This window comes from Streptomyces sp. S063 (genome assembly GCF_002832675.1).
GTDB lineage: Bacteria > Actinomycetota > Actinomycetes > Streptomycetales > Streptomycetaceae > Streptomyces > Streptomyces sindenensis.
Window position 1 is genome coordinate 3835402 of sequence record NZ_CP021707.1, and the last position, 21478, is coordinate 3856879.

At 71.0% G+C, this 21478-nt stretch carries 15 protein-coding genes, 2 tRNA genes and 3 pseudogenes; 10 read left to right on the forward strand and 10 right to left on the reverse strand.

Features of this window, described 5'->3' with window-relative positions; genetic code table 11:
- Positions 1 to 481 precede the first annotated feature (481 nt).
- The 3 genes from CCZ36_RS17570 to CCZ36_RS17580 all read right to left on the reverse strand — a co-directional run bounded on the left by CCZ36_RS17570 (position 482) and on the right by CCZ36_RS17580 (position 1847).
- Positions 482 to 769, reverse strand: coding sequence for a hypothetical protein (locus CCZ36_RS17570; RefSeq protein WP_128818075.1), 288 nt, complete (start codon positions 767 to 769; stop codon positions 482 to 484).
- 104 nt (positions 770 to 873) lie between these two features.
- Complete coding sequence (locus CCZ36_RS17575; protein WP_128818076.1) at positions 874 to 1134, reverse strand: hypothetical protein; 261 nt, start codon at positions 1132 to 1134, stop codon at positions 874 to 876.
- A complete protein-coding gene (locus CCZ36_RS17580) occupies positions 1134 to 1847 on the reverse strand; it encodes a hypothetical protein (protein WP_128818077.1) in 714 nt (237 codons plus the stop codon). Before CCZ36_RS17580 ends, CCZ36_RS17575 begins: the two co-directional genes overlap by 1 nt.
- Positions 1848 to 2598: 751 nt before the next feature.
- Here CCZ36_RS17580 and CCZ36_RS17590 point away from each other — a divergent pair.
- Entirely contained in the window at positions 2599 to 2946 is a 348-nt protein-coding gene (locus tag CCZ36_RS17590) for a hypothetical protein (protein WP_069735639.1), read from the forward strand.
- A gap of 73 nt (positions 2947 to 3019) precedes the next feature.
- Here CCZ36_RS17590 and CCZ36_RS17595 read toward each other — a convergent pair whose 3' ends face one another.
- Together CCZ36_RS17595 and CCZ36_RS17600 are read right to left on the reverse strand one after the other, a co-directional pair.
- A complete protein-coding gene (locus tag CCZ36_RS17595; RefSeq protein ID WP_128818078.1) occupies positions 3020 to 5992 on the reverse strand; it encodes a family 16 glycoside hydrolase in 2973 nt (990 codons plus the stop codon).
- Between the two features lie 266 nt (positions 5993 to 6258).
- Complete coding sequence (locus tag CCZ36_RS17600; protein WP_069735637.1) at positions 6259 to 7212, reverse strand: bifunctional DNA primase/polymerase; 954 nt, start codon at positions 7210 to 7212, stop codon at positions 6259 to 6261.
- Between the two features lie 334 nt (positions 7213 to 7546).
- Here CCZ36_RS17600 and CCZ36_RS17605 point away from each other — a divergent pair, with 334 nt between their 5' ends.
- From CCZ36_RS17605 to CCZ36_RS17620, 5 genes and pseudogenes are all read left to right on the forward strand, one after another.
- Positions 7547 to 7861 (forward strand): hypothetical protein, encoded by a 315-nt coding sequence (locus CCZ36_RS17605; protein ID WP_006126089.1) that lies wholly within the window; start codon positions 7547 to 7549, stop codon positions 7859 to 7861.
- 249 nt (positions 7862 to 8110) lie between these two features.
- Positions 8111 to 8317: pseudogene (locus CCZ36_RS35780) on the forward strand (hypothetical protein); the annotation flags it as partial.
- A pseudogene (locus CCZ36_RS17610) lies at positions 8296 to 9094 on the forward strand (thiolase C-terminal domain-containing protein); the annotation flags it as partial. The pseudogenes CCZ36_RS35780 and CCZ36_RS17610, both read left to right, overlap by 22 nt.
- 189 nt (positions 9095 to 9283) lie before the next feature.
- Positions 9284 to 9847, forward strand: coding sequence for a SigE family RNA polymerase sigma factor (locus CCZ36_RS17615; RefSeq protein ID WP_069735634.1), 564 nt, complete (start codon positions 9284 to 9286; stop codon positions 9845 to 9847).
- 156 nt (positions 9848 to 10003) lie between these two features.
- Positions 10004 to 11656, forward strand: a complete 1653-nt coding sequence (locus CCZ36_RS17620) for a long-chain fatty acid--CoA ligase (RefSeq protein ID WP_069735633.1) — start codon at positions 10004 to 10006, stop codon at positions 11654 to 11656.
- Between the two features lie 92 nt (positions 11657 to 11748).
- Here CCZ36_RS17620 and CCZ36_RS17625 read toward each other — a convergent pair whose 3' ends face one another.
- Together CCZ36_RS17625 and CCZ36_RS17630 are read right to left on the reverse strand one after the other, a co-directional pair.
- The gene (locus CCZ36_RS17625) at positions 11749 to 15978 is read right to left on the reverse strand and encodes a response regulator (protein ID WP_128818079.1); all 4230 of its coding nucleotides are present in this window, start codon (positions 15976 to 15978) and stop codon (positions 11749 to 11751) included.
- A gap of 331 nt (positions 15979 to 16309) precedes the next feature.
- Complete coding sequence (locus tag CCZ36_RS17630; protein WP_128818080.1) at positions 16310 to 16885, reverse strand: SSI family serine proteinase inhibitor; 576 nt, start codon at positions 16883 to 16885, stop codon at positions 16310 to 16312.
- A gap of 304 nt (positions 16886 to 17189) precedes the next feature.
- On the opposite strand from CCZ36_RS17630, the gene CCZ36_RS17635 reads away from it, so the two are divergent.
- Positions 17190 to 17280 (forward strand) — tRNA-Ser (locus tag CCZ36_RS17635).
- A 218-nt stretch (positions 17281 to 17498) separates the two neighbouring features.
- A tRNA-Arg gene (locus CCZ36_RS17640) sits at positions 17499 to 17571 on the forward strand.
- A gap of 107 nt (positions 17572 to 17678) precedes the next feature.
- On the opposite strand, the pseudogene CCZ36_RS35785 reads toward CCZ36_RS17640, so the two are convergent.
- A pseudogene (locus CCZ36_RS35785) lies at positions 17679 to 17989 on the reverse strand (hypothetical protein); the annotation flags it as partial.
- A gap of 133 nt (positions 17990 to 18122) precedes the next feature.
- Between CCZ36_RS35785 and CCZ36_RS17650 the strand changes: the two are divergent.
- Both CCZ36_RS17650 and CCZ36_RS17655 read left to right on the forward strand, forming a co-directional pair.
- A complete protein-coding gene (locus tag CCZ36_RS17650) occupies positions 18123 to 18743 on the forward strand; it encodes a hypothetical protein (protein ID WP_128818081.1) in 621 nt (206 codons plus the stop codon).
- A 197-nt stretch (positions 18744 to 18940) separates the two neighbouring features.
- On the forward strand, positions 18941 to 19498 hold the full coding sequence (locus CCZ36_RS17655; RefSeq protein ID WP_069737707.1) for a GNAT family N-acetyltransferase: 558 nt from the start codon (positions 18941 to 18943) through the stop codon (positions 19496 to 19498).
- A gap of 15 nt (positions 19499 to 19513) precedes the next feature.
- Here CCZ36_RS17655 and CCZ36_RS17660 read toward each other — a convergent pair whose 3' ends face one another.
- Together CCZ36_RS17660 and CCZ36_RS17665 are read right to left on the reverse strand one after the other, a co-directional pair.
- The gene (locus CCZ36_RS17660; protein ID WP_128818082.1) at positions 19514 to 20065 is read right to left on the reverse strand and encodes a DUF4760 domain-containing protein; all 552 of its coding nucleotides are present in this window, start codon (positions 20063 to 20065) and stop codon (positions 19514 to 19516) included.
- Between the two features lie 174 nt (positions 20066 to 20239).
- Positions 20240 to 21439, reverse strand: coding sequence for an NAD(P)/FAD-dependent oxidoreductase (locus tag CCZ36_RS17665; RefSeq protein WP_128819567.1), 1200 nt, complete (start codon positions 21437 to 21439; stop codon positions 20240 to 20242).
- Positions 21440 to 21478: the final 39 nt, after the last annotated feature.

Consider the following 21478-nt stretch of genomic DNA (forward strand, 5'->3'; position numbering starts at 1 on the left):
TACCCATTGATCAGCACGGCCCTCTTCCGGCCCCGATGACTCCACCGGGCGCTGGCGCACCACTGGCCGAAGCACCATGTGTGGCCAGCCTGCCAACGGTAGGCAAATCCCCAGTGCATGCTCAGCCCACCCGGGTGGTGGTACAGCGCTTCAGAAGGGTCGGGTCTTCTCAGGTATCGGGCCCTGGCAGGGTGCGGCACGGCGCGAACATGGGGATCGCGCCCGGCCTTCATCCACTCAGGCACGCTGGTCGTGAACGGCGGTATTGGCAGTGCTGCGTGTCCGCCATCGACCGGCGCCGAGCCATGGCATCAGGTTGGCGGCAGTGACCTGCTCGGTGCCTGACCGCGATCGAGGGCGGCGCTAGTGAAGGCACCCACTGGGACCACCTGAGCGTCGGGCCAGCGAGACGATCCGCCCCTTGCCGAAGTCGACCTCGGTGTTCAGTGCGAAGCGCGACAGGGAGGACGGCGCCGCGCATTCAAATACGTTCCTGTGGCTGAACTGCGTCCCCGATCAGCCGGGTGTTCTCGGCAATCAGGCGCTGGACGACGTTGCGCTGCGCAAGAAGATCCGCCTCCCCGCGCCGCACCGCGGCCAGGGCCTCGTCCCGTTCGCGACGCAGCGCCTCGATCTCGGTGTCGCGCGTCGGGTGCGGGACGAGGTCGCCGCGGGCGTTCGCGGCGAGGTCTCGAACACGGATGGCACGCAGCTCCGCTCGCACGGCCTCCAGGTCACGGCGCAGGTCCGCGTTCTGGGCGAGCAGCATGCGGTTCTCCACCGTCAGCGCCGCCTCCCGGTCGGCGGTGGCGGCGGCCTGCGCGCGCGGGCGGTCGGCGGCGAGGTGGGCGCGAACGGCCTCCGCTTCCGCCTTCAGGTCGCGGTGTCGTTGCAGGTACTGCGGGTTGACCCGAGGAGGTCCTGGACGCGCCGGGCACCGAGGGCCTGGCCGCCCGGCTCACCGGTGGGCCCGGGGAACGAGACGAAGGCCCAGATACCACTCTGCGCGTGGGGGATGGTGGCCCGCTCGCGCATCCAGTCCGCATAGAGCATCGTCACCGGGTCGGGCACGGGCACGATGACGGTGCTGCGATTCTTGTTCGCCGCGCCCCGTGGGTGGCCGTCGCGCTTCATCAGGTGAAGGTGGGGACCAAGCACGTACGGGCAGTCGGGCATGACGGTCCCCGGCGACACGAGGTGGACCTCCTCCCGGCACAGAGAGACGAGCTGACCCACCCGCAGGGCGCACGCCCCGAGCAGCGCGACCTACAGCGGTCCCGGGCCGTCGTGGCGGCCCGGAGGAGCGCGGCGAACTCGTCGGCGGTGGCCGCCAGCGGCCGGCCCGAACCATGGCTGGGCCGGGCGTCCACGCGCAGACGCGGCTTAAGGACGAGCCTCCCATCGCCCCGCGGCTGCGGCACGGTGACGAACAGGGCGTCGACCACGGTCTCGTCCACCTGCCCGATGTCGGCGAGGTGCAGATACAGGCCGTGCACGGCCGCCAGCGCCGGGGCGAGGGAGGAGTCCTGTGGCGTCTTCCCCTGATTGCGGCCGCTGGTCCGCCGAGGCGTGGTTCGCAACTGCATCAGGTAGTGGGGCAGTTCGAGGGCCGCGGTTGACCGTGTGAGCGTGTTCTCCTCGCACCAGGCGTGAAAGCGCCTGAGGTGGCCGGCGTACGTCTTCGTCGTCGATTCCTCGCGGGCCCGGCCGAACCGCAAGTGGCGCAGGAAGTCGTCCACGTCCTCGACGACATCAAGGGTCGGCCCCGAGAGGACCCTCCAGTAGGCCAGCGTGTCGGCGACTTCCACCCTCAGGAGCTCGCTGACAGGCCCTCTAGCAAGGATCATGTACGGAATGTACCAATGAGACTACTTAGGGTGGCCACCTTGTGAGCATAAGTCGATCAATGCTGGATGTCGTCCTTTGTCTCACAGGAGAGATTTCGTGGAACGGTACGAGTGAGTCGATCAGTGAGAGTGGTGCGCAGAAGGAGCCTGATTGAGGATTCACTTGGCGAGCGCGCTTGCTGGTTACGTGGACAGCCCACCTGACCAGACACGGCGCGATCACATGTTGAGGGGCACGCTGCGGGCACGATGACGACGGCAACGGTGCGATCGGGGCGGGGCCTACCCGTCTGACCTGCGGGGGAGTCCAGAAGCCGCCTGACCACCAAAAGGTCTTGAAAACCGTCGTGGCAGCGATGTCACCGTGGGTTCAAATCCCACACCCACCGCAGGCGAGAGGCCCCCGACCAGAAGTTTCGGTCGGGGGCCCTTCGCGTCTACGCGCGGGAGGGGGCGTGGCTATCGGCTCATCCGGTGTGTACGCCAGGCCTCAGCGGCCGTAGCGAGGCGCAGCGTCCATGGGCCGGGGTCGGCGGCGCTGATCTCGGCCCACACGTTCGCGTTGGCGGCGGGGAAGGCTGTGATGCCTTCGGCGGGGGCGGTGTGCCAGGCCTCGGAGGTCTGCCCCTTCGAGGCGGACCCTACGTGCTTGACGCGGCCGTACCGGGGCATCAGGCCGGTGACGCGATCGGTAAAGCGTCGTGAGGTATCCGGGGTGTGCGTAGCCGGGTGGCAGTGAGGAGACGTGGCTGTGGGCGATGTGTGGGCGTTCGGGCGGGACAGTGGCTTCGTCGCGGGGCAGGCGCTGGTGGGCTTCGACGTGGAGTCCACCGACGGGGTCATCGGGCATGTGGAGCGCCTGGAGGACGAGCCCGGTCGGCAGCACCTGGTGGTCGACACCGGGGTGTGGAAGTTCGGCAGGAGCGTGTTGATTCCGGCCGGGGCGGTGACCGTCGTGGACGGTGAGGAGCGGAAGGTGAAGGTCGCGGCGTCCCGGGAGGAGATCAAGTCGGCTCCCCGGTTCACCACCGACAGTGAGACGACCGACCACGGTTACCTGGCCGAGGTCGGGGCGTACTACCTCTCCCTGCGCACCTGAGACCGCCCAACGGTGCTGCCGCCTCCGGTGTCGGAGGCGGCAGCACCGCTTGGTCCCGCGAACGACCCGCGTATCAGAGCCGTTCGATCCAGATGTTGCGGAACCTCGGGTTCTCACCCGGGTCCCCGTGGTCCTGCAACTTGATGTGGCCCGGTGTGGGGCCCTCGGGGCGGCCCGCTCCCGTCGGGCCGGCTATGGCTGCGTTCCTGTGGACCGTCTTGCCGTTCCAACGGAGGGTCACCCGCGCGTCCTCCATCTTCTTGCCGTCGCTGTCGAAGCGTGCCGCCCGGAACTCGATGTCGTAACTCTGCCAGGTGCCGGGCGGCGTCGCCGCGTTGGTGTCCGGGGCCTTGCGCAGGTAGATCGAACCGGCGTCATTCGTGGCGGGTGTGTCGATCCCGAAGGACTCCAGGATCTGGAGCTCGTACCGCTCCTGGATGTAGACCCCGCTGTTGCCCCGGGCCTGTCCGGTGACGTCCGGCGGGTAGGGGGGCTGGTACCACTCGGCGTGCATCCGGAAGTCGCCGTACCTCTCCTTCGTGCGGATGTCACCGCCCAGGGACTCCATGGAGCCGTCTTCCGCCACCGGCCACTTCGCCGGGCCGCCGTCGTTCGATTCCCAGGCGTCCAGGTTCGTGCCGTTGAAGAGCGTGGTGCGCTTCGTCGGGGTGACGGTGAGGTTGTCGAGGTTCACATGGCCGTCGTCCTCGGGTTCGTAGGCGTACGTGATCGTGTTCGCGCCCTTCCGCAGGGGCACCGATTCGGTGTGGGTCGCCCACGTGTTCCAGGCGATGGTGGAGTTCAGCCAGATCTGTTTCCGGCGCTCGCCGTTGACGTACAGGGTCATCGAGCGGGGAGTCGGTTGCGGGTCGGCGTTCTGGCCGTTGGCGTACCGCAGGGTGAGGTCGTGCTTGCCCCGCTTGTCCGCGCGTACGGCGAAGGTGGTGCGGGAGCCCGGCTCCCAGTTGTTGTCGATGAAGCCGGTACCGGAGTAGCCGGAGTGGTTGTCGTTGAACTTGGTGCCGCCGGACAGTGAGGCGGACTCCGCCTCGTAGACCGGCGGCGGTTTCGACCCGTCGGGCAGCGTGTTCAGGCTGTACCAGGCCTCGGTGCTCCACAGCTCCGCCCCGGACTCCGCCGCGAAGGGGCGCGGGGACTGCACGTGCACCACCCTGCCCGGGCGTAGGCCGTCCAGCTTGAGCGTCACCTTTGTGCGGTCCTTGGAGAGCGTCGCGGAGGTGACGTCGAGGGCCTCCTCGTCGGCCTTCGGGCCGCCGTAGCGCGGGCTCGCCACGTAACGCCACTGCTGGGCCTCGTACTTGGAGGCCAGGTTTTCGGCGGTCCCAGCGGAGACCGGCTGCGTGTACTCGATCTCGAAGCCGCCGTCGACCGCCCGCATGGCGCGCATGTCGAAGGCCTCGTCGCCGGTGAGCGTGAGCTTCTGAAGGCCGAACTTGAGCTTGCCCTCCTGGCCCCAGTTCCCCGCGTCGCCGATGCCGCCGGCGTAGATCGCCCCGTCCGGGCCGAGGCTGATCCGGTTGACCCCGGCCTCCAGGCCCTGCGTCATCCGGAACACCGCGCCCTGGTACTCGCCGCCGACCTTCTCCAGGTAGGCCCGCTGAAGGCCGCCGTAAGTCACGTCGCCGAAGACCATCTGCCCGGCGAAGGGCCCTTCGGGCAGGAGGAGGGGGTTGCTCGGCGAGTTGGAGATCTCGCCGTGCGGTAGCCAGAGCACGGGCTCGGTCACCGGCTGGTCGTCGTACACGCCGTCCGGGTTGGTGTGGTGGTTGTAGAAGGCGCCCTGCTTGATCCGGACCAGCTTCGACGTCGGCACGTACGCGCCCTGGTTGTCGGTGGCGAAGATCTCCCCCTTCGGGCCCCGGCCGAGGCCGTTCGGCGTCCGCAAGCCCCCGGCCACGTACGACACCTTGCCGGTCTTCTTGTCGATCTTGAGGGTGGAGCCTCGGTTGGGCACGTTCTGCGGGTCCTGGGTCGCGCCACCCGGCACCATCGCGATGCCCGTGCTGACGTAGAAGTGCCCCTTCTCGTACAGCAGCCCGAACGCGAACTCGTGGTAGTTGCCGCCGAACGGCCAGGTCGCGATCCGGCGGTACTCGTCGGTGACCTCGTCACCGTCCTGGTCGACCAGCGCGGTCAGGCCGTCCTTCTCGGAGACGTAGATCGTGCCGTCGACGTACTTGAGCCCCATCGGCTCCAGCAGGTTCTCGGCGACCAGCTTCCTGGTCACCTTCGACGGGTCGGTGTTCCCGGTGACGTTGTCGAGCAGATACACCTGCCCGAGCTCGCTCTCCCTGCTGCCGCCCCAGGTGCTCACGGCCAGCCGGCCGTCCGGCAGCCAGTCCATGCCGGTGACCTGCGGTTCGAAGCCGTCCGGGCGCAGATCGGTCAGCGTGTAGTCGGGGTGCACCCCGGCCAGCGGCAGTCCGTCGCCCGGTGACTCGTCGATGCCCTCGCACAGCTTGCGTCCCGGGGAGGTGACCCGGGTGACGTCGGCGTCGGTGCTCAGTACGGAGGTGGGGACGACGGAGAACGCGTCCGACCCGGGCGGCCGCCATTCCAGCAGGAGACGCTGGTCGTACTCGCCGTCCCAGTGGTCGATGCGCAGCGCGTGGTGGCCCTCGCTCAGCTCGGCCGACCCTTCCTTGGGCCGGGCGCCGTGCTTGCCGCCGTTGTCGATGATCTGCGTGCCGTCGATGATCAGCCGGGATCCGTCGTCGCTGGTGATGCGGAAGTCGTACGTCCCGGCCGACTCGACGTTGAGGTACGCGGTGACCTCGGTGACGAACTTGCCGCTCAGCCCGAAGTCCTCGGCGGTGGTCCAGTCGATCGTCTGCTTCAACTCGTCGACGTTGGGCGTCTGTCCCGGCTTGAGCGTGCAGAAGTCCTCCAGGGCCATCTGTACGTCGAAGACCCGCATGGTCACGCCCGGTTCCTGGGGCGGTAGGCCGGGAGGCTGGGCGGCGGCCTGTCCCTGGACGAGGGTGGAGAGGAACACGGCTGAGACGAGTACGGCCAAGCGCCGCATGGGCCTGCCTCCTTGGGGGCCGAGGCAGCCGGCGGTCGGTGGCTGACGGGCTGCCGCACACCAGTGAAGGGCTGCCTCCGGAGGAAAGGCAACAGACCTGCAAGCGCTTTCTGTTTTATCGTTGCAGAGGGGATGCGTGTTCGATCATCGCGGCCTCTTGTCTCAGTCTTCGTTTACTTGCCAGTTCGGAGCTTGTGACGTGGCCGACCAGTTGTAGAAAGCGCTGTCTGTATCGGCTCTTGCCCCTGCTCTTCTCCTTGCTTTCGTCAGGCCGCGCCGTTCGTCTCCTCGCCCCGCCTCGATGTCAGCCGTGCCGCCGAGGCGATCGCGGCGCGGGCCTCGTGTTCCGGCAGGCCCGTGCGGACGGCGGCTGCGGTGAGCCCGTCCGCCAGGGTGTCGCCGAAGCCGTGTTCGTACGCGCGGCAGGCCGCCCAGAACAGTCGGGTGTTGCGCTGGCCCTCGTGGGCAGCCAGCACGAACTGGATCAGGCCCTCGCCCCGCCGGTCCGGGGTGGGGGTGAGGCCCGCAGCCCCGGTGCCCGCGTTTCCGGTGCCCGCGTTCCCGGAGTCCGCGTCTTTGGTGGCCGAGGGCGGGCGGCGGGGCTGGGTGAGGAGGCGGAGCAGGGCGCGGGGGCACGGGGCCGGCGTGAGGTGGGCCGTACCGGGGGCCAGGCGGTAGCGGCCGTGGGCGGTGACCGAGCCAGGACCGACCAGGTAGCCGCCGGTGCCGCGGATGTCGATGCCCGGGGCGAGGCGGCCGGCGGAGTTGGGGACCGTCGCGTCGGCGGGGCCGGTCAGCCAGAGGTGGCGGCCGCCGCTCGGGGTGAGCACCGTGACCGTCGGCGGGATGGTGAACAGGTGCTGGAGGGCCAGCTGCCGCAGCGCTCCCGTCGCGTCGCTGCCGTACGCCGGGTCGACGTCCAGGTCGATGCCGATGAGGCGGTGCGGGGCGCGCCCGCAGGCGATGCCGTAGCCGGTGGCCCGGGGCGCGGCGGCGAAGAGGGCGCGGACGGCCGCGGGGTCGGTGGTCGCGTCGTGCACCCCGTGTCCCGGCAGCCCGCACTCGCCCCGGCAGTGCGTCGGCGGCTGCTCGCCGCGGTGGGGGGAGCGCAGGGCGGGGAGCTTGGTCGCGGAGAGGGGGAAGACGGGGAGGCCGCGCCCGGCGGCGGCGAGGGCATGGGCGAGGGCCAGGGTGGGGGTCTGCCGGTCGATGGTGGCCATGGAATTAGTTTCGTACATATGTTCGAAGAAAGGAAGAGGGGGTGCGGGGAGGCGGCTGGGGGGTGTCTGGTACGGGTCGGTGGCGGAACGCTTCTTCTCCGGCGCGCCATCGGGTCGCCGCGCCGGTCTCGCTGACCTGCACTTCCCGTGGCTCAGGAGGTTTATCAGCCCTTCGTCATACGTGAGAGGGAATCGGGCGATGGTGAGGGGTTCGCCGGGGATGCGCTGGGCAACTCTGGTCTCGCGACGTTGTGAACAGCGCCGGGGTGGTCGGCCGACTCCCCCGGGATCAGCCGAATATGAAGCCGCAATTCCGTTTTATGGAGGACATGACATGGCAAGTATCCGTACCGCTCGCGCTCTCGCCGCCGTCGCCGCTCTGCCCCTGGCCGTCGCGCTCTGCGGCGGGGTCGCCGTGGCGGACAACGGCTCCTTCGCGAACGACGGATCGAACGCGGCCGTGGCGACCATCGGCGGCAGCGGTGTCGGCGGCAACAACTCCGGCAACTCGTCCACGACCCAGCAGCAGGCCGTCGGTGCGGGTGCGTCGAACCAGAACACCTCCGCCCAGGTCAGCAACTCGGCCTTTGTGCCGATCGATCAGTCCGACCACAGTGTCGCGGTGAACTTCACGCCCTTCTTCTGGTGATCGTTCCCCGGTGAACCGGCCGTCGGGACCTCCCGGGGGGTGGGTCCCGGCGGACTGAACGGCAGCCCGCGCGAAGGCACTTCGGTGCCCTCGTGCGGGCTGTCCGTGTCTTGACAGCCGCTGGTGTCTGACGGTCAGTCAGAAAACTGATCGGGTGCTGTGTGCCGGGGAGTCGGCCGGTGGCGCTCCGGTGTCTGATCTGTCCGCAGCCCGCGTCACGGCGTACGAGGCGGCCGGGCGGCCCGACGAACAACTAGCTTACGGAGCGCAGGCGTGGCCATCGCCTCGCGCGACTACCAGGACGTCCACCACGACGCGGAGCTGGCCCGGGAGAAGGGCTCCCCCGACATCTTCATGAACATTTTCACCACCAACGGGCTCGTCGGCCGCTACATCACCGACCACTTCGGCCCCGCTGCCGTCCTCCGCAAGGTCGCGATCCGGCTCGGTGCCCCCAAACCATGGCCGTCGAGGCCGTCCGTGCCGCCCTCGACGACGCCGGCCTCACCCCCGCCGACGTGGACGGGCTCGTCACCTTCACCATGGGCACCAGCCCCGAGATCACCGTCGCCCAGGCGGCCGGGATCGGTGAGCTGTCGTTCTTCTCCCGGATCCACTACCGCGGTGGTGCGGCCTGCGCGACCGTGCAGCAGGCCGCCCTGGCGGTGGCGAGCGGCGTCGCGGACGTCGTCGTCTGCTACTGGGCCTTCAACGAACGTTCCGGCCGCCGCTTCGGCTCCGGCGTCCAGCGGCGCGAGCCCACGGCCGAGGGCGCGGCGCTCGGCTGGAAGCCGCCGTCGTCGTCGCGGCGGCGCAGGGGGCGGGCCGGTCGCAGGAGCAGATGACGAGCTTCTACCGGGACGGGCTGACCGGCCTGCCGGAGACCGCCGTCGTCGCCCGCCGGCTCTGGCGCACCTCCGGGCTGTCCCCGGCCGATATCGACCGGTGCATCCTCTACGGCCATTTCACCCCATCGTCCTGATGCGGTTGGAGGAGTTCGGCTTCTGCGGGCCGGGGGAGGCGGGCGACTGCGTCGCGGCGGACGCTCTGCCCCTGAACACCCATGGGGGTCAGCTGCGGGAGGCGTACCTCCACGGGATGAACGGCATCGCGGAGGCCGCCCGGCGGATCCGGGGAACCTCGGTGAACCAGGTGGCGGGCGGGGCGAGGGCCCTGGTCACGGCCGGTACGGGCGTCCCGACGTCGGGCCTGGTCCTCGGTGCGGACGGCTGAGCGGCACCGCGTGGCCCCGGGATCCCCCGGCGGCCCCCGGAGACTCTCGGGGGTGGACCCTGACGGAGGTGCGCAGGCCCGTCCACCTTCAGGAGGTTCAGGGTGGACGCCCCCTACAACCTGAGGCGGACAGCGCTTCGGGACCTGGGGCCGATCCCCTCGGCGGCGCTCGCTCCTAGCGTTGGGTACATGACCACGCCAGTCTGCACGGGCGCCTCCAGGGCGGCCTCCGCCACCGCCGGACACCACCCCCATACGCCCTACGCGTCGTTCTCCTCGTACGTACGGGCCCGGGGACCGGTCCTGCTGCGTACCGCGCGCTCGCTCACCGCGAACCCGTGCGACGCGGAGGACCTGTTGCAGACCGCGCTCGCGAAGACGTACGTGGCGTGGGAGCGGATCGAGGACCACCGGGCGCTGGACGGTTATGTCCGCCGGGCCCTGCTGAACACGCGGACCTCGCAGTGGCGCAAGCGCAAGGTCGACGAGTTCGCCTGCGAGGAGCTGCCCGAGCGGGAGACCCTTCCGACGCCGGACCCGGCCGAGCAGCAGTCGCTGCACGACGCGATGTGGCGCGCGGTGCTCAAGCTCCCGGACCGCCAGCGTGCGATGGTCGTCCTGCGCTACTACGAGGACCTGAGCGAGGCCCAGACGGCGGAGGTCCTCGGCGTGTCGATCGGTACGGTCAAGAGCGCCGTCTCCCGCGCCCTCGGCAAGCTCCGAGAGGACCCTGAGCTGACGCCGGTCCGCTGACCGGCACCACCACCGGGGGTATCCGTACGGCCCCCGGGGGGATGTCCCACAAGGCCCCGGTCAGGAATTTTCTCCCGCGAGTAGTGACATACCGCGTGGTATGTGCGCAGAATCAGCGGAACCTTACTGCCGCGTAGCGCCCACCGGGAGGACGCCGTGCTGAGCACCATGCAGGACGTACCGCTGACTGTCACCCGCATCCTGCACCACGGGATGACGATTCACGGGAAGTCGCAGGTCACGACCTGGACCGGCGAACCCGAGCCGCACCGCCGTACCTTCGCCGAGATCGGCGCCCGCGCCACCCGGCTGGCCAACGCGCTCCGCGACGAGCTGGGCGTCGACGGCGACCAGCGGATCGCCACGCTCATGTGGAACAACGCGGAGCATGTCGAGGCCTACCTCGCCATCCCCTCCATGGGCGCCGTGCTCCACACCCTCAACCTCCGGCTGCCGCCCGAGCAGCTCGCCTGGATCGTCAACCACGCGGACGACAAGGCGGTGATCGTCAACGGTTCGCTGCTGCCGCTCCTCGTGCCGCTGCTGCCCCACCTGCCGAGCATCGAGCACATCGTCGTGGCCGGCCCCGGCGACCGCTCCGCCCTCGCCGGGGTGACGCCCCGCGTGCACGAGTACGAGGAGCTGATCGCGGGCCGGCCCACCACGTTCGACTGGCCCGAGCTGGACGAACGCCAGGCCGCCGCCATGTGCTACACCTCCGGCACGACGGGCGACCCCAAGGGCGTCGTCTACTCGCACCGTTCGATCTACCTGCACTCGATGCAGGTCAACATGACCGAGTCGATGGGGCTGACCGACAAGGACACCACCCTCGTCGTCGTGCCTCAGTTCCATGTGAACGCCTGGGGTCTGCCGCACGCCACGTTCATGAGCGGCGTCAACATGCTCATGCCGGACCGCTTCCTCCAGCCCGCCCCGCTCGCCGACATGATCGAGCGCGAGCGCCCGACGCACGCGGCGGCGGTCCCCACCATCTGGCAGGGCCTGCTCGCCGAGGTCACCGCCAACCCGCGCGACCTCACCTCCATGGCCAACGTCACCATCGGCGGCGCGGCCTGCCCGCCCTCGCTGATGGAGGCGTACGACAAGCTCGGCGTCCGGCTCTGCCACGCCTGGGGCATGACGGAGACCTCGCCGCTGGGCACCATGGCCCACCCGCCCGCCGGGCTGAGCGACGAGGAGCAGTGGCCCTACCGGGTCACCCAGGGCCGCTTCCCCGCTGGGGTCGAGGCGCGGCTGGTCGGCCCGGGCGGCGAACACCTCCCGTGGGACGGTGAGTCGGCCGGTGAGCTGGAGGTCCGGGGCTCCTGGATCGCCGGTGCCTACTACGGCGGGTCCGACGGCGAGCACCTGCGCCCCGAGGACAAGTTCAGCGAGGACGGCTGGCTGAAGACCGGCGACGTCGGCGTGATCAGCGCCGACGGCTTCCTCACCCTCACCGACCGGGCCAAGGACGTCATCAAGTCCGGCGGCGAGTGGATCTCCAGTGTCGAGCTGGAGAACGCGCTGATGGCCCACCCGGACGTCGCGGAGGCGGCCGTCGTCGCCGTACCGGACGAGAAGTGGGGCGAGCGGCCGCTTGCGACCGTCGTCCTCAAGGAGGGCTCCGCCGACGTCGACTACGAGGCGCTCAAGGCGTTCCTCGCCGAGTCGGGCATCGCCAAGTGGCAGCTGCCGGAGCGCTGGTCGGTGATCCCCGCCGTACCGAAGACGAGCGTCGGCAAGTTCGACAAGAAGGTGATCCGCAAGCAGTACGCGGAGGGCGAGCTGGACGTCACCCAGCTCTGAGCTCCGGTTCCGCCTCGGGTTTCACGTGAAACAGGGCGGGGGCGGTACGGAATCCCGTACCGCCCCCGCCCTGTTCTGCTTCTCGCGCGCGGTCAGTTGGTGCCGATCTTCGCCAGCAGGTCGACGATCCGGGACTGCACCTCGTCGCTGGTTGACCGTTCCGCCAGGAAGAGAACGGTCTCGCCCGACCCGAGCCGCGGCAGCTCCGCGGGGTCCATCCCGGCCGAGGTGTAGACGACCAGCGGGGTGCGGTTGAGCTGCCCGTTGGCTCGCAGCCAGTCGACGATCCCGGCGCGCCGACGGCGTACCTGCATCAGGTCCATCACCACGAGGTTCGGCCGCATCCGGCCCGCCAGGTCGACGGCCTCGCTGTCCGTCGCGGCGCGCGCCACCTGCATGCCGCGCCGCTCCAGGGTCTGCGTCAGCGCCACCGCGATTTCCTCGTGCTCCTCGATCAGGAGCACCCGCGAAGGGTGCTGCTCGCTGTCGCGCGGGGCCAGCGCCTTGAGGAGGACGGCCGGGTCCGCGCCGTACGCCGCCTCCCGGGTCGCCTGCCCGAGACCGGCGGTGACCAGCACCGGGACCTCGGCCGCGACGGCCGCCTGGCGCAGCGACTGCAACGCGGTACGGGTGATGGGGCCGGTCAGCGGGTCGACGAAGAGCGCGGCGGGGAACGCGGCGATCTGGGCGTCGACCTCCTCGCGGGAGTTCACGATCACGGGACGGTAGCCCCGGTCGCTCAGCGCCTGCTGGGTCGGCACGTCGGGGGCGGGCCAGACCAGCAGTCGGCGCGGGTTGTCCAGTGGCTCGGGCGGCAGCTCGTCGTCGACCGGGTGCGGGTGCGGCCGGTTGGCGACCTCGACCGCGCCCCCGGGCCCGTCCAACGGCTCGGGGCCCTCGGCGCCCTCGTCGGGCGCCCCTATGGCGTACGCACGCCCCTCCGCGACGGGCGGCGCGAGCAACTGCCCCTCGCCGTAGGCGGCGCCGGGGCCGGCACCTGTGTGACCGGGCTGACCCGGCTGGGGAAGCTGGCCCGGCGCGGGGAGCTCGTGCGCCGGACCGTGAGGCGCCGGCGGGGACGGGGGCTGGTTCTGCTGCGCTCCGGGCGTCGTCGTGGGCGTGGGCGCGTTGGTGGTCGCGGGGGCGGGCGTCGGCCCCGGACCCGTGGGCTGCGCGGCCCGGCGGTCCTGCTGCGGCGCGGCCTGCTGGCTGCCGGTGGCCCGGGCCGGGGTGCGGTCGCCCTCCGGCGGAGCGGCGAGTTTGCGACGCCGGCCGGCCCCGCCGAGACTCTGGTGCGGCTGGTTCTGCTGATGCGCGAGGTGCTGGGCGAACGGCACGCCCTGGCCCAGCGTGCGCACGCTGAAGGCCCTTCCCTGCGTCGAGTCGGGGTTGGTGCCCTCCGGCATCGGCTCCTCGGCGGGCAGCGGCTGCCGCCGCGCGTCCGGGGCGGGAACGCCGGGGTCACCGTCGGCCGGGTGCGCCCCGGGACCGGTGACGGCGGCGACGCCGGTGGTGTGCGCGGTCTGCCCGGTCTGCCCGGTGTCGCTCCAGGAGTCGGCAGTCTCCGGGCCCTGCGGGAGGAAGCCGTTCCCGGACGTTTCCGGCCCGGGGGCTGCCTGCCCGGGGGCACCCTGCCCAGGGGCGCCCTGTCCAGGGATGCCAGGCCCGGAGGTTGCGTCCGTCTGCTGGAGGTTGTGCGCCGGGGCGACGGGGTGCGCCTGCGGAGAGGTGTGGCCGGCCTCCGGTGCGGTACGCGCGTGATGGGCGCTCGCGTCGCCGCCGGGGCCCACCGGGGCGTCGGGGACCACGGGCGCCCGGTCCGCGTCGGCGGGAGGCAGGGCGAAGGCGGTACGCGGACCGGCGTCCGCCGCCATGCGCTCCTGGGCGGCGGCCAGCGCGCGCCGGGCCCGCCGGCCACCCGGCTGCTGGGCCGGTTCGGGGAGCCCGCTCGTGCCGCCGGTGCCGGACGCCAGGGCGGGGAGGGCGGCGGCGGGCTCGCCCTCCCGACGGGCTCGCCGTCCGGTGGGCGGGACGGGCTGCTGCGGATCCACCGGGACGCCCTGGGGCGGCACGGTCGGCCCGAGCTGCGGACGGCCGCCGCCCTGGGCGTTCTCGGCCGCGGTGACGACTGACCCCTCCGAGAGGGCGGCGGGGGCCCCGGACGGGGCGGAGGCCAGGGCCAGGGCCTGGCGTTGCGGCTGCTGCTCCCGCACGGTGTTCCCGGCGTCCGCCGCGTTCCCCGCGTTCCCCGTATTACCGGGAACGGTGTTCAGGGCCGCCTCGGCAGGGCTGGGCCGGCCGCGCCGCCGCCCGGAACCCTCGCCCTGCTGGGCCGGGATCAGCTCGGGGGCCTGCTGCTCCTCGGGCGCGGCCGGTCCACGGCGCGCCCGCCGCCGCCCGGTCGGCTCGGCGACGGGCCGGTCGTCGGCGACGGGAACGGAAGCGGCAGGAGCCCCGGGGGCCACGCCCTCGGCCGAGGTGCCGTCGCCCGCGCTCTCCGGCGTACCGACCGGGCTGTCCAGGAACGCGTCGGTGGAGGACCTGCGCGCCCGGCGCCGGCCGCCGCTCGTGACACCCGGCGCTCCGACGCCTTCCGGCGACGACGAGGACATCGGGGCGGCGGTCTCCGGCGACAGGCCGCTCGCGTCCGGCTCCGGCGGCGCGATCGTGCCGGACGCCGCGCCGATGGGCACGTCGAGGACGTACGCGCTGCCGCTCATCCCCGGCATCTCGTGCGTCTGGAGGACCCCGCCGTGGGCCTGGACGATGCCGCGCACGATCGGCTCGTGCACGGGGTCGCCCCCGGCGAACGGTCCGCGCACCTCGATGCGGACGACGTCACCGCGCTGGGCGGCGGCCACGACCACGGTGGAGTCGACGTAGCCGCCCCCGGGGACGGCCCGGGTCTTGCCGGTCGAGTCGACACCGCAGACGTCCGCGACGAGGTGGGCGATGGCGGTCGCCAGCTGCCGAGCGTCGACCTCGGCCTCGATCGGCGGGGCGTGCACGGCGAACTGGGCGCGCCCGGGACCGATCAGCTCGACCGCCCCGTCGATGCCGCCCTTCACGATCCCCTCGACCAGGGCGGGGGCCTTGCGCAGTCCCTCCACCCCCGCGTCGAGGCGCTGGTAGCCCAGGACGTTGTCCACGAGCGTGGTCATCCGGGCGTACCCGGCGGCGAGATGGTGCAGGATCTGGTTGGCCTCGGGCCACAGCTGACCGGCCGGGTCGGAGGCGAGCGTGGACAGCTCGCCGCGCAGCTCCTCCAGGGGCCCGCGCAGCGAACCGCCGAGGACGGCGGTGAGCTGGGCGTGCTGGGCGCTCAGGGACGCCAGCAGCTCGGCCTGCCCCTCGATCTCGGCGGCGTACCGCTCGCTGCGGTCGGCGAGCTCGGCGGCGTGCGCCTCCTTGAGCGCCTCCAGCTCCTTGGCGTGCGCCTCCTTGAGCGCGGTGACCTCGGCGGAGTGGCTCGTGGTCAGCTCGGCGACGACGTTCTTGTGCTGGGCGGACAGCTCCTCGTACGGGCGGCGGTCGGTGAACGTCATCACCGCGCCGACGAGCTGGTCTCCGTCGCGGACCGGCGCGGTCGTCAGGTCCACCGGCACCCGGTCGCCGCTCTTGGACCACAGCACCTGCCCGCGCACCCGGTGCTTGCGCCCGGACTTGAGGGTGTCGGCGAGCGGGGAGTCCTCGTACGGGAATGGCTCGCCCTCCGCCCGCGAGTGCAGGATCAGGGGGTGCAGCTCCTGGCCGCCGAGATCGCTGGCCCGGAAGCCGAGGATCTGTGCGGCGGCGGGGTTGACGAGGACGACGCGCCCGTCGGTGTCCGTACCGACGACGCCTTCGGACGCGGCCCGCAGGATCATCTCGGTCTGCCGCTGCGAACGGGCCAGCTCGGCCTCGGTGTCGACGGTGCCGGAGAGATCCCGCACGACGATCATGAGGAGCTCGTCGCCGGTGTAGCTGGAGTGGATGTCGTTGTACGCCGCCTGTCCGCTGTCCAGGCTCGCGCTGGTGACCTCGACCGGGTACTCGTGGCCGTCGGTGCGCCGCGCGGTCATCCGCGTGGGCTTGGTCCGGCCCTGCTCGTCCGCAGCCTCGGGCCGTCGCATCGACCCCGGGATCAGCTTGGAGTCGAACTCCGGCAGCAGATCGAGCAGTCCGCGACCGACGAGCGCGGTGCCCGGGGTCTCGAACATCTCGAGGGCGATGGCGTTGGCGTTGACGACCGTGCCATTGCAATTGACGAGCAGAAGCCCGTCAGGAAGGGCATCAAGTATGGCTGCGAGGCGAGCAGTGCCTCGGGATGGCCTGCTGCTCACGACGACGCTTCCTCCCTGATTACCGCACCTTGCCGACAGCGGGCCCCATCTTGCCCCTCGGGCCGCAGACTGTCACTGGAGGAGTCTAAGGCCAGGGGAGGCCCCTGGGGCGGCGGATGAGGGGGAGCTCTCACCAAGGTTCTGTGCGCGCGGTGTACGCCACGAGCCCATGCCGTCAGCGTCCGCACACCCTGTGACGTGCGCGGACGCGGGGCCCGGCGGTTCCTCCCGGAGCCTGGGAACGCCCGGTTCCCCTTCGCCGGTGCGAACGTCTTTACGCCGCCGAGGGGCCGCATGGGGACCGCCTGAGGACGGTCCGGCCGCCGACGGGCTACCGGACGTCGGGGAGCACCGGCACGAGGCTGTTCCAGCGCGCGATCTCGCATCCGTCGCGGCGGGTGGCGGTGGTGTCCACGGCCCGGCCCTCCCAGGTGCCGACGATGCGGGCGAAGGCGTCACCCCCGTGGATCATCGTGCACATCGTGCCCTCGGGGGTCTCCCGGAACAGCTCCTGCCGCCCGGCCCGGGTGGCGCCGGCCTCCGCCAGCCGGTCACAGGCGGCCCGCCCCTCCGGGTGGGTGCCCCCGGTGGGCCCGCACTCCAGCTCGAACGTGCCGTCGGCCCCGGGGACCCCGGTGTTCTCCACCCGCACGGTGAGCCGCGTCCGTGCCTCGTCCGCCTCACCGGACCCCGCCCCCTCCCCGCCGTCCAGGAACCCGGGCAGCGGAAGGGGCATGGGCAGCGGGCCGAGGGCGGGCCGGGCGGCGGCGAACGGCCCGGAGGTGGGCACGGCGGAGGGCACCGGCCCGGAGGCGGCGGGCCCGGAGGCGGTGGCGGTGGACGCCGGCACGGCGGTGGCGAGGACGGCCAGCGGGACGACGGCGGTGAGGGCGAGACGGCGCAGCATGCGAAAGCTCCAGGATCTCTGCGGCGGGGCCGGCCGCGGGCGACGGTCCCGGACGATCACGGACCCGCCCCGGCACCCCGCCGACGGACGACGAACGGGCGACGACTGGACGACTGGACGACGGACGGAGACCCGAGGCCCCCACCCCTCTCTAACGCGCACCGCGCCCGGACGTTGCGCCACCACGCCGAACTGCTTTGCCCTGGCCCCCGGAGGCCTAGTAACGTGGTCGGCGATTGGTGGCACGACGCTCGACTGTGTCATCATCTGCACGCACCACTCGCGTCCGCGCGAGGCGTGTGGAGGAGGCGTCGCCTAGTCCGGTCTATGGCGCCGCACTGCTAATGCGGTTTGGGTCTTAAAGCCCATCGAGGGTTCAAATCCCTCCGCCTCCGCTCCATCCCGAAGCCCCGTGCCCCAGGCACGGGGCTTCGGTCGTTCCGGGGCGGGGGAGTGCGCGGAGAGGGGGGTGTCGCAGCCGCGCCCGGACGGGGCACCAGAGGTTGTTTCTGCAGCTCAGCGCTGGTGCGGCTAATGGATTTCGCGTCACGGCGCAGGTCATGTAATGTTGTTCTCGCAACGCCGACCGGGAAGAAAAAGCCCGGAACGCCAAGCACTCGTAGCTTAACGGATAGAGCATCTGACTACGGATCAGAAGGTTGCAGGTTCGAATCCTGCCGAGTGCACAGCAGGCCAGAGGCCCCGGAGAAATCCGGGGCCTCTGGCGTTTCGGGGGCGGGCAGCAGCGACGTACAGCACCTGTGGAGGCGTCGTGTTCTCCATCCTTCAGAGGCTAGGCGTGTGTCGTGTGGCTGAATCCGAGGGAGGCCAGCCCCTCTGAGCGACACAGCCCATCCGAAGGGCCGCCGACCTCGGTCTGGAGAATCTGGTAGGCGGTGCCATGGGATTGCCCCAGTGCATGGCCGCCCGCCACAGGACGCGTCCCAGGCCCTGGCCTCGGGCTCTGCACGGCGGCCGGCCAGGCGGCGATCGGGGGCCGGCGGTGAAGTCCTTCAGCTGGATGCGGGTGCCGCGCGGGTGTGCGGTCCCGGGCCCGAGGGAGCGTACGACCCGGGCGTCGGCCACGTCGTGCGCAGCGGCGAGTGTAAGGGGTCTGTGGTCACTCATCCCGGCGCAGTTCCAGCCCGGAGCCGATCCGCCGACTGTGTCGCGCAGCGCCCTCTCATGGCCGCAGAAATGAATCTGCGACCGCTGAGCGCTGTGGAAGGGTGCATGCATGTCCGTTGACGTCGCGTATCCCGTCTTCCACACCCCCGACCCCGCCCTCGCCCTCCGCGTGGCACGTCAGTTGCTCAGCGTCGGTGATCAGGATGATGCGAAGGTGGACGTGGACGTTGAGCTCCCCCGAGCCGAAGACGTCCTGCTCATCCTGCGGGCGATGCCCGACGCCTGGTTCAGGAAGGAGGACGTCGACGACTGGGTCCGGGATACGAGCGATCCGACTGGCCTGCACGCAGGCGTTCACGGACCGCAGCTCTCCACGGACACCGCCTTCCTGTCCAGGCACCTCCCGCTGTGGGCTTCGATGCTGGATCAACCCGTGGGGAGCATCGAGGACACCTTCACAGCAGTCGCCAGCAAGTACGTGGCAGAGATCCGGTGGAACTTTCTCGGGTGGCCGGAAGTCGCGGAGCACGATCTGTACGCGGACTCCAAGCATGCCGAAGTCAGCGTGCTGTTCAACGCCGCGACCCGTGAGATGGACGAGTGGTCCAACGGGCACACCGTCCTGGTCCACGTTCGCCGGAGGAGCGGTGAGGGGTACGAAGAACGGCATGCGTCCTGGCTTGCCGGGCAGATCGGCCGGACCGTCATCGGCCCGCCCCAGTTCTCCTAGGCGCTGGGGCACTGCGGTACGGCCCCGGGCAGCAACTGTGTCGGTCCCGTCGAGCCCTCATCACGGTAGACGTGGTGAAAGCACGCTTGGAGGGGGCTGACGCACCGGTCACGACCGCGTGGACAGCCCTGTCTCAGCGGTGGGACCCTCGATAGTCTCTTCCGGTACGTGTCCGCTCGGCCGGAGGATGAATCGCGTTGTTCCTCGAGCGCGCCACCGCGGAGGACCTGGACGTACTGCTGGCGTTCCGCCGGGAAGCGGCGATGTGGCTTTCTGCTCGTGGTACGGATCAGTGGCAGCGCCCGTACCCCGCCGCCCTGCTGTTGAGCACGATCGAAGCCGGGTCTGTGTTCATGGTCCGCGACGGCTCGACCACGGCGGCGACCATCACGCTGACTCCGGAGGCGGGAGAGGGGCTCTGGAGCGAGGAGGAGCTTCGGGAGAAGTCCCTGTTCGTGAACAAGCTGACGGTGGCGCGGACGCACGCCGGTCGAGGCCTGGGCGGGCGGCTGCTCGACTGGGCCGGCGGCCAGGCGCATCGCTCGGGCGCTGTGTGGCTCCGGCTCGATGCGTGGAGCACGAACAGGCAGCTTCAGAACTACTACCTTCGGCACGGGTTCCAGCACGTTCGCACGGTCATGGACGGTGAGGCGGTGAACGGTGGGCCACGCGTCTCCGGCTGGCTTGCCCAGCGGCCGGCACATCCTGTACGTGACGACTCTGCGGACGCGTTGCGTGGCCCCCAACCGCCCTGAGCCGGCGCCCCCGGCCTATGCGGTCGCGGATTGACCCTGCGGAGGCAGGACACCATCTGCACGTGTCGGAGACCGCCGTGGTGTCATTGCGTCAGCCAGCCAGTGAAGGTCCTCATACAGACGCGGTTCGCTGTGAGCCTGGCGCTGTGCCTCCAGCCATGGGCCGTAGTTGGAGCGAACAGCGATGATCAGGCCGCCCCACGCCTGATCGATGACCGCTCGATCGAAGGCATCCGTACGCGCTCCGACACCCAGGTAGTTGAACGCCGTCAGGTAGGACGTGATCAACTTGGTCGCTGAGACGTCACCTGCCAGAGAACGGCTGATCAGCGCTGAAACGGCGGCGTGATTCCGTTCATCGGGTATCCCTTCCTCGTAGAGCTGCCTCCGTCGGTCGATGATGGCCGTGAGGTACTCCATGGTCGCTTGTTTGCGGCGCCTGTCGTGATCTCGGGTCGTGCTGCGAGCCAGCATGAGAAGTTGCCACGCCAGTGCGCCGAAGGCCACGACACTGACGAGCAGGGTGCCGAAGGATGCGGCGAGAGACCATCGCTCATAGGACGTCACGGCCCGATACCTTACGGACGACGGCCGCTCGGCGACGGGGTTTTCGGCATCCATGTCTGACATTCACCGCCACGGATCCTGGCGGACGCCCGAGACGAAACACGGCTCGGGCGGCGCTCGGGCTTTCCGGCGGGCCAGCAGTCCGGGGGCCGTGTGGGGCTTTCGGCCCCGGGCTCAAGCGGACGTGACGCTGGTGCGCGTCCCGTCCGCCGTCACCCTGCGGCGGCGGGTCGGCAGGCCCATGGTCGGGTTCGCCACACCCCAGGCGGCGCCCTTGCAGACCAACTCCTTGTAGAGGGCGGCCAGGCGGCCGGTCAGGGCGGCGCTGACGGCTCGGTCGTCGGCGGTGACGTACTGGATCAGGCCTTCCTTGCGGCCCAGGGAAATGCACTGGTTGAAGTAGCGGGCCGAGATGGTCGGGAGCTTGGTGCCGGTCAGGCGGGCCGCGATGGCGTCGGCGGCCTGCCAGGCGGTGGGGACGCCCGAGGCGCACGACATGCGCAGCGGCTTGTCGCCGGGGCCGGCCACCAGGGCCGCGTCGCCGATGGCGTACACGTCCGGGTGGGAGAGCGAACGCATCGTGGCGTCGACCACGATCTGGCCGGTGTCGCCGGTTTCCAGGGTCGTGGCCCGGGCGATCGGGTGGACCGCGAAGCCCGTCGTCCAGATGGTGACCGCTGCCGGGATGTCGCCCTCGGTGGTGGTGACGCGGTCGGCGTGCACGGCGGTGACGGTGGTGTGTTCGTGGGTCGTGATCCGCAGGGTGGTGAACACCTTTCGCAGGTGTCGCGCGCCCTTGGGGGAGAGCCAGTCGCCCAGTCCGGCCCGGGCGATCAGGGAGACATCGAGGTCCGGGCGGGTCTCGGCCAGTTCCGTCGCCGCCTCCACGCCGGTGAGGCCGCCGCCGACGACGGTCACGGGGCTGCCGGGGGCGAGGGCGGCCAGGCGGTCCCGCAGGCGCAGGGCCCCTTCGCGGCCGGCGATCTCGTGGGCGTGCTCCGTGACGCCGGGGACGCCCCGGGTGCTCCAGGCGCTGCCGAGGGCGTAGACGAGGGTGTCGTACTCCAGGTCCGAAGGCCCGTCCGAGCCGGTGACGGTCACCGTCTTGCGGTCGGCATCGATACCCGTCACCCGTCCGAGGCGCAGCTCGACGCCCGTACCGGCGAACATCTCGTCGAAGGGGCGGGGGCGGAGGGTCTGGCCCACCGCCAGCTGGTGCATCCGGACGCGCTCGACGAAGTCCGGTTCGGCGTTGACGAGGGTGATGGAGACGTCCTCGCCGCGCAGTCGCCTGGCGAGGCGTCCGGCGGCCGTCGCCCCGGTGTATCCGGCTCCGATGACGACGACGCGGTGCTGCTGGATGGTCTGCCGCATGTTCTGCATGTCCCTGCACTCCTGTCTCGCGCGGTTTCG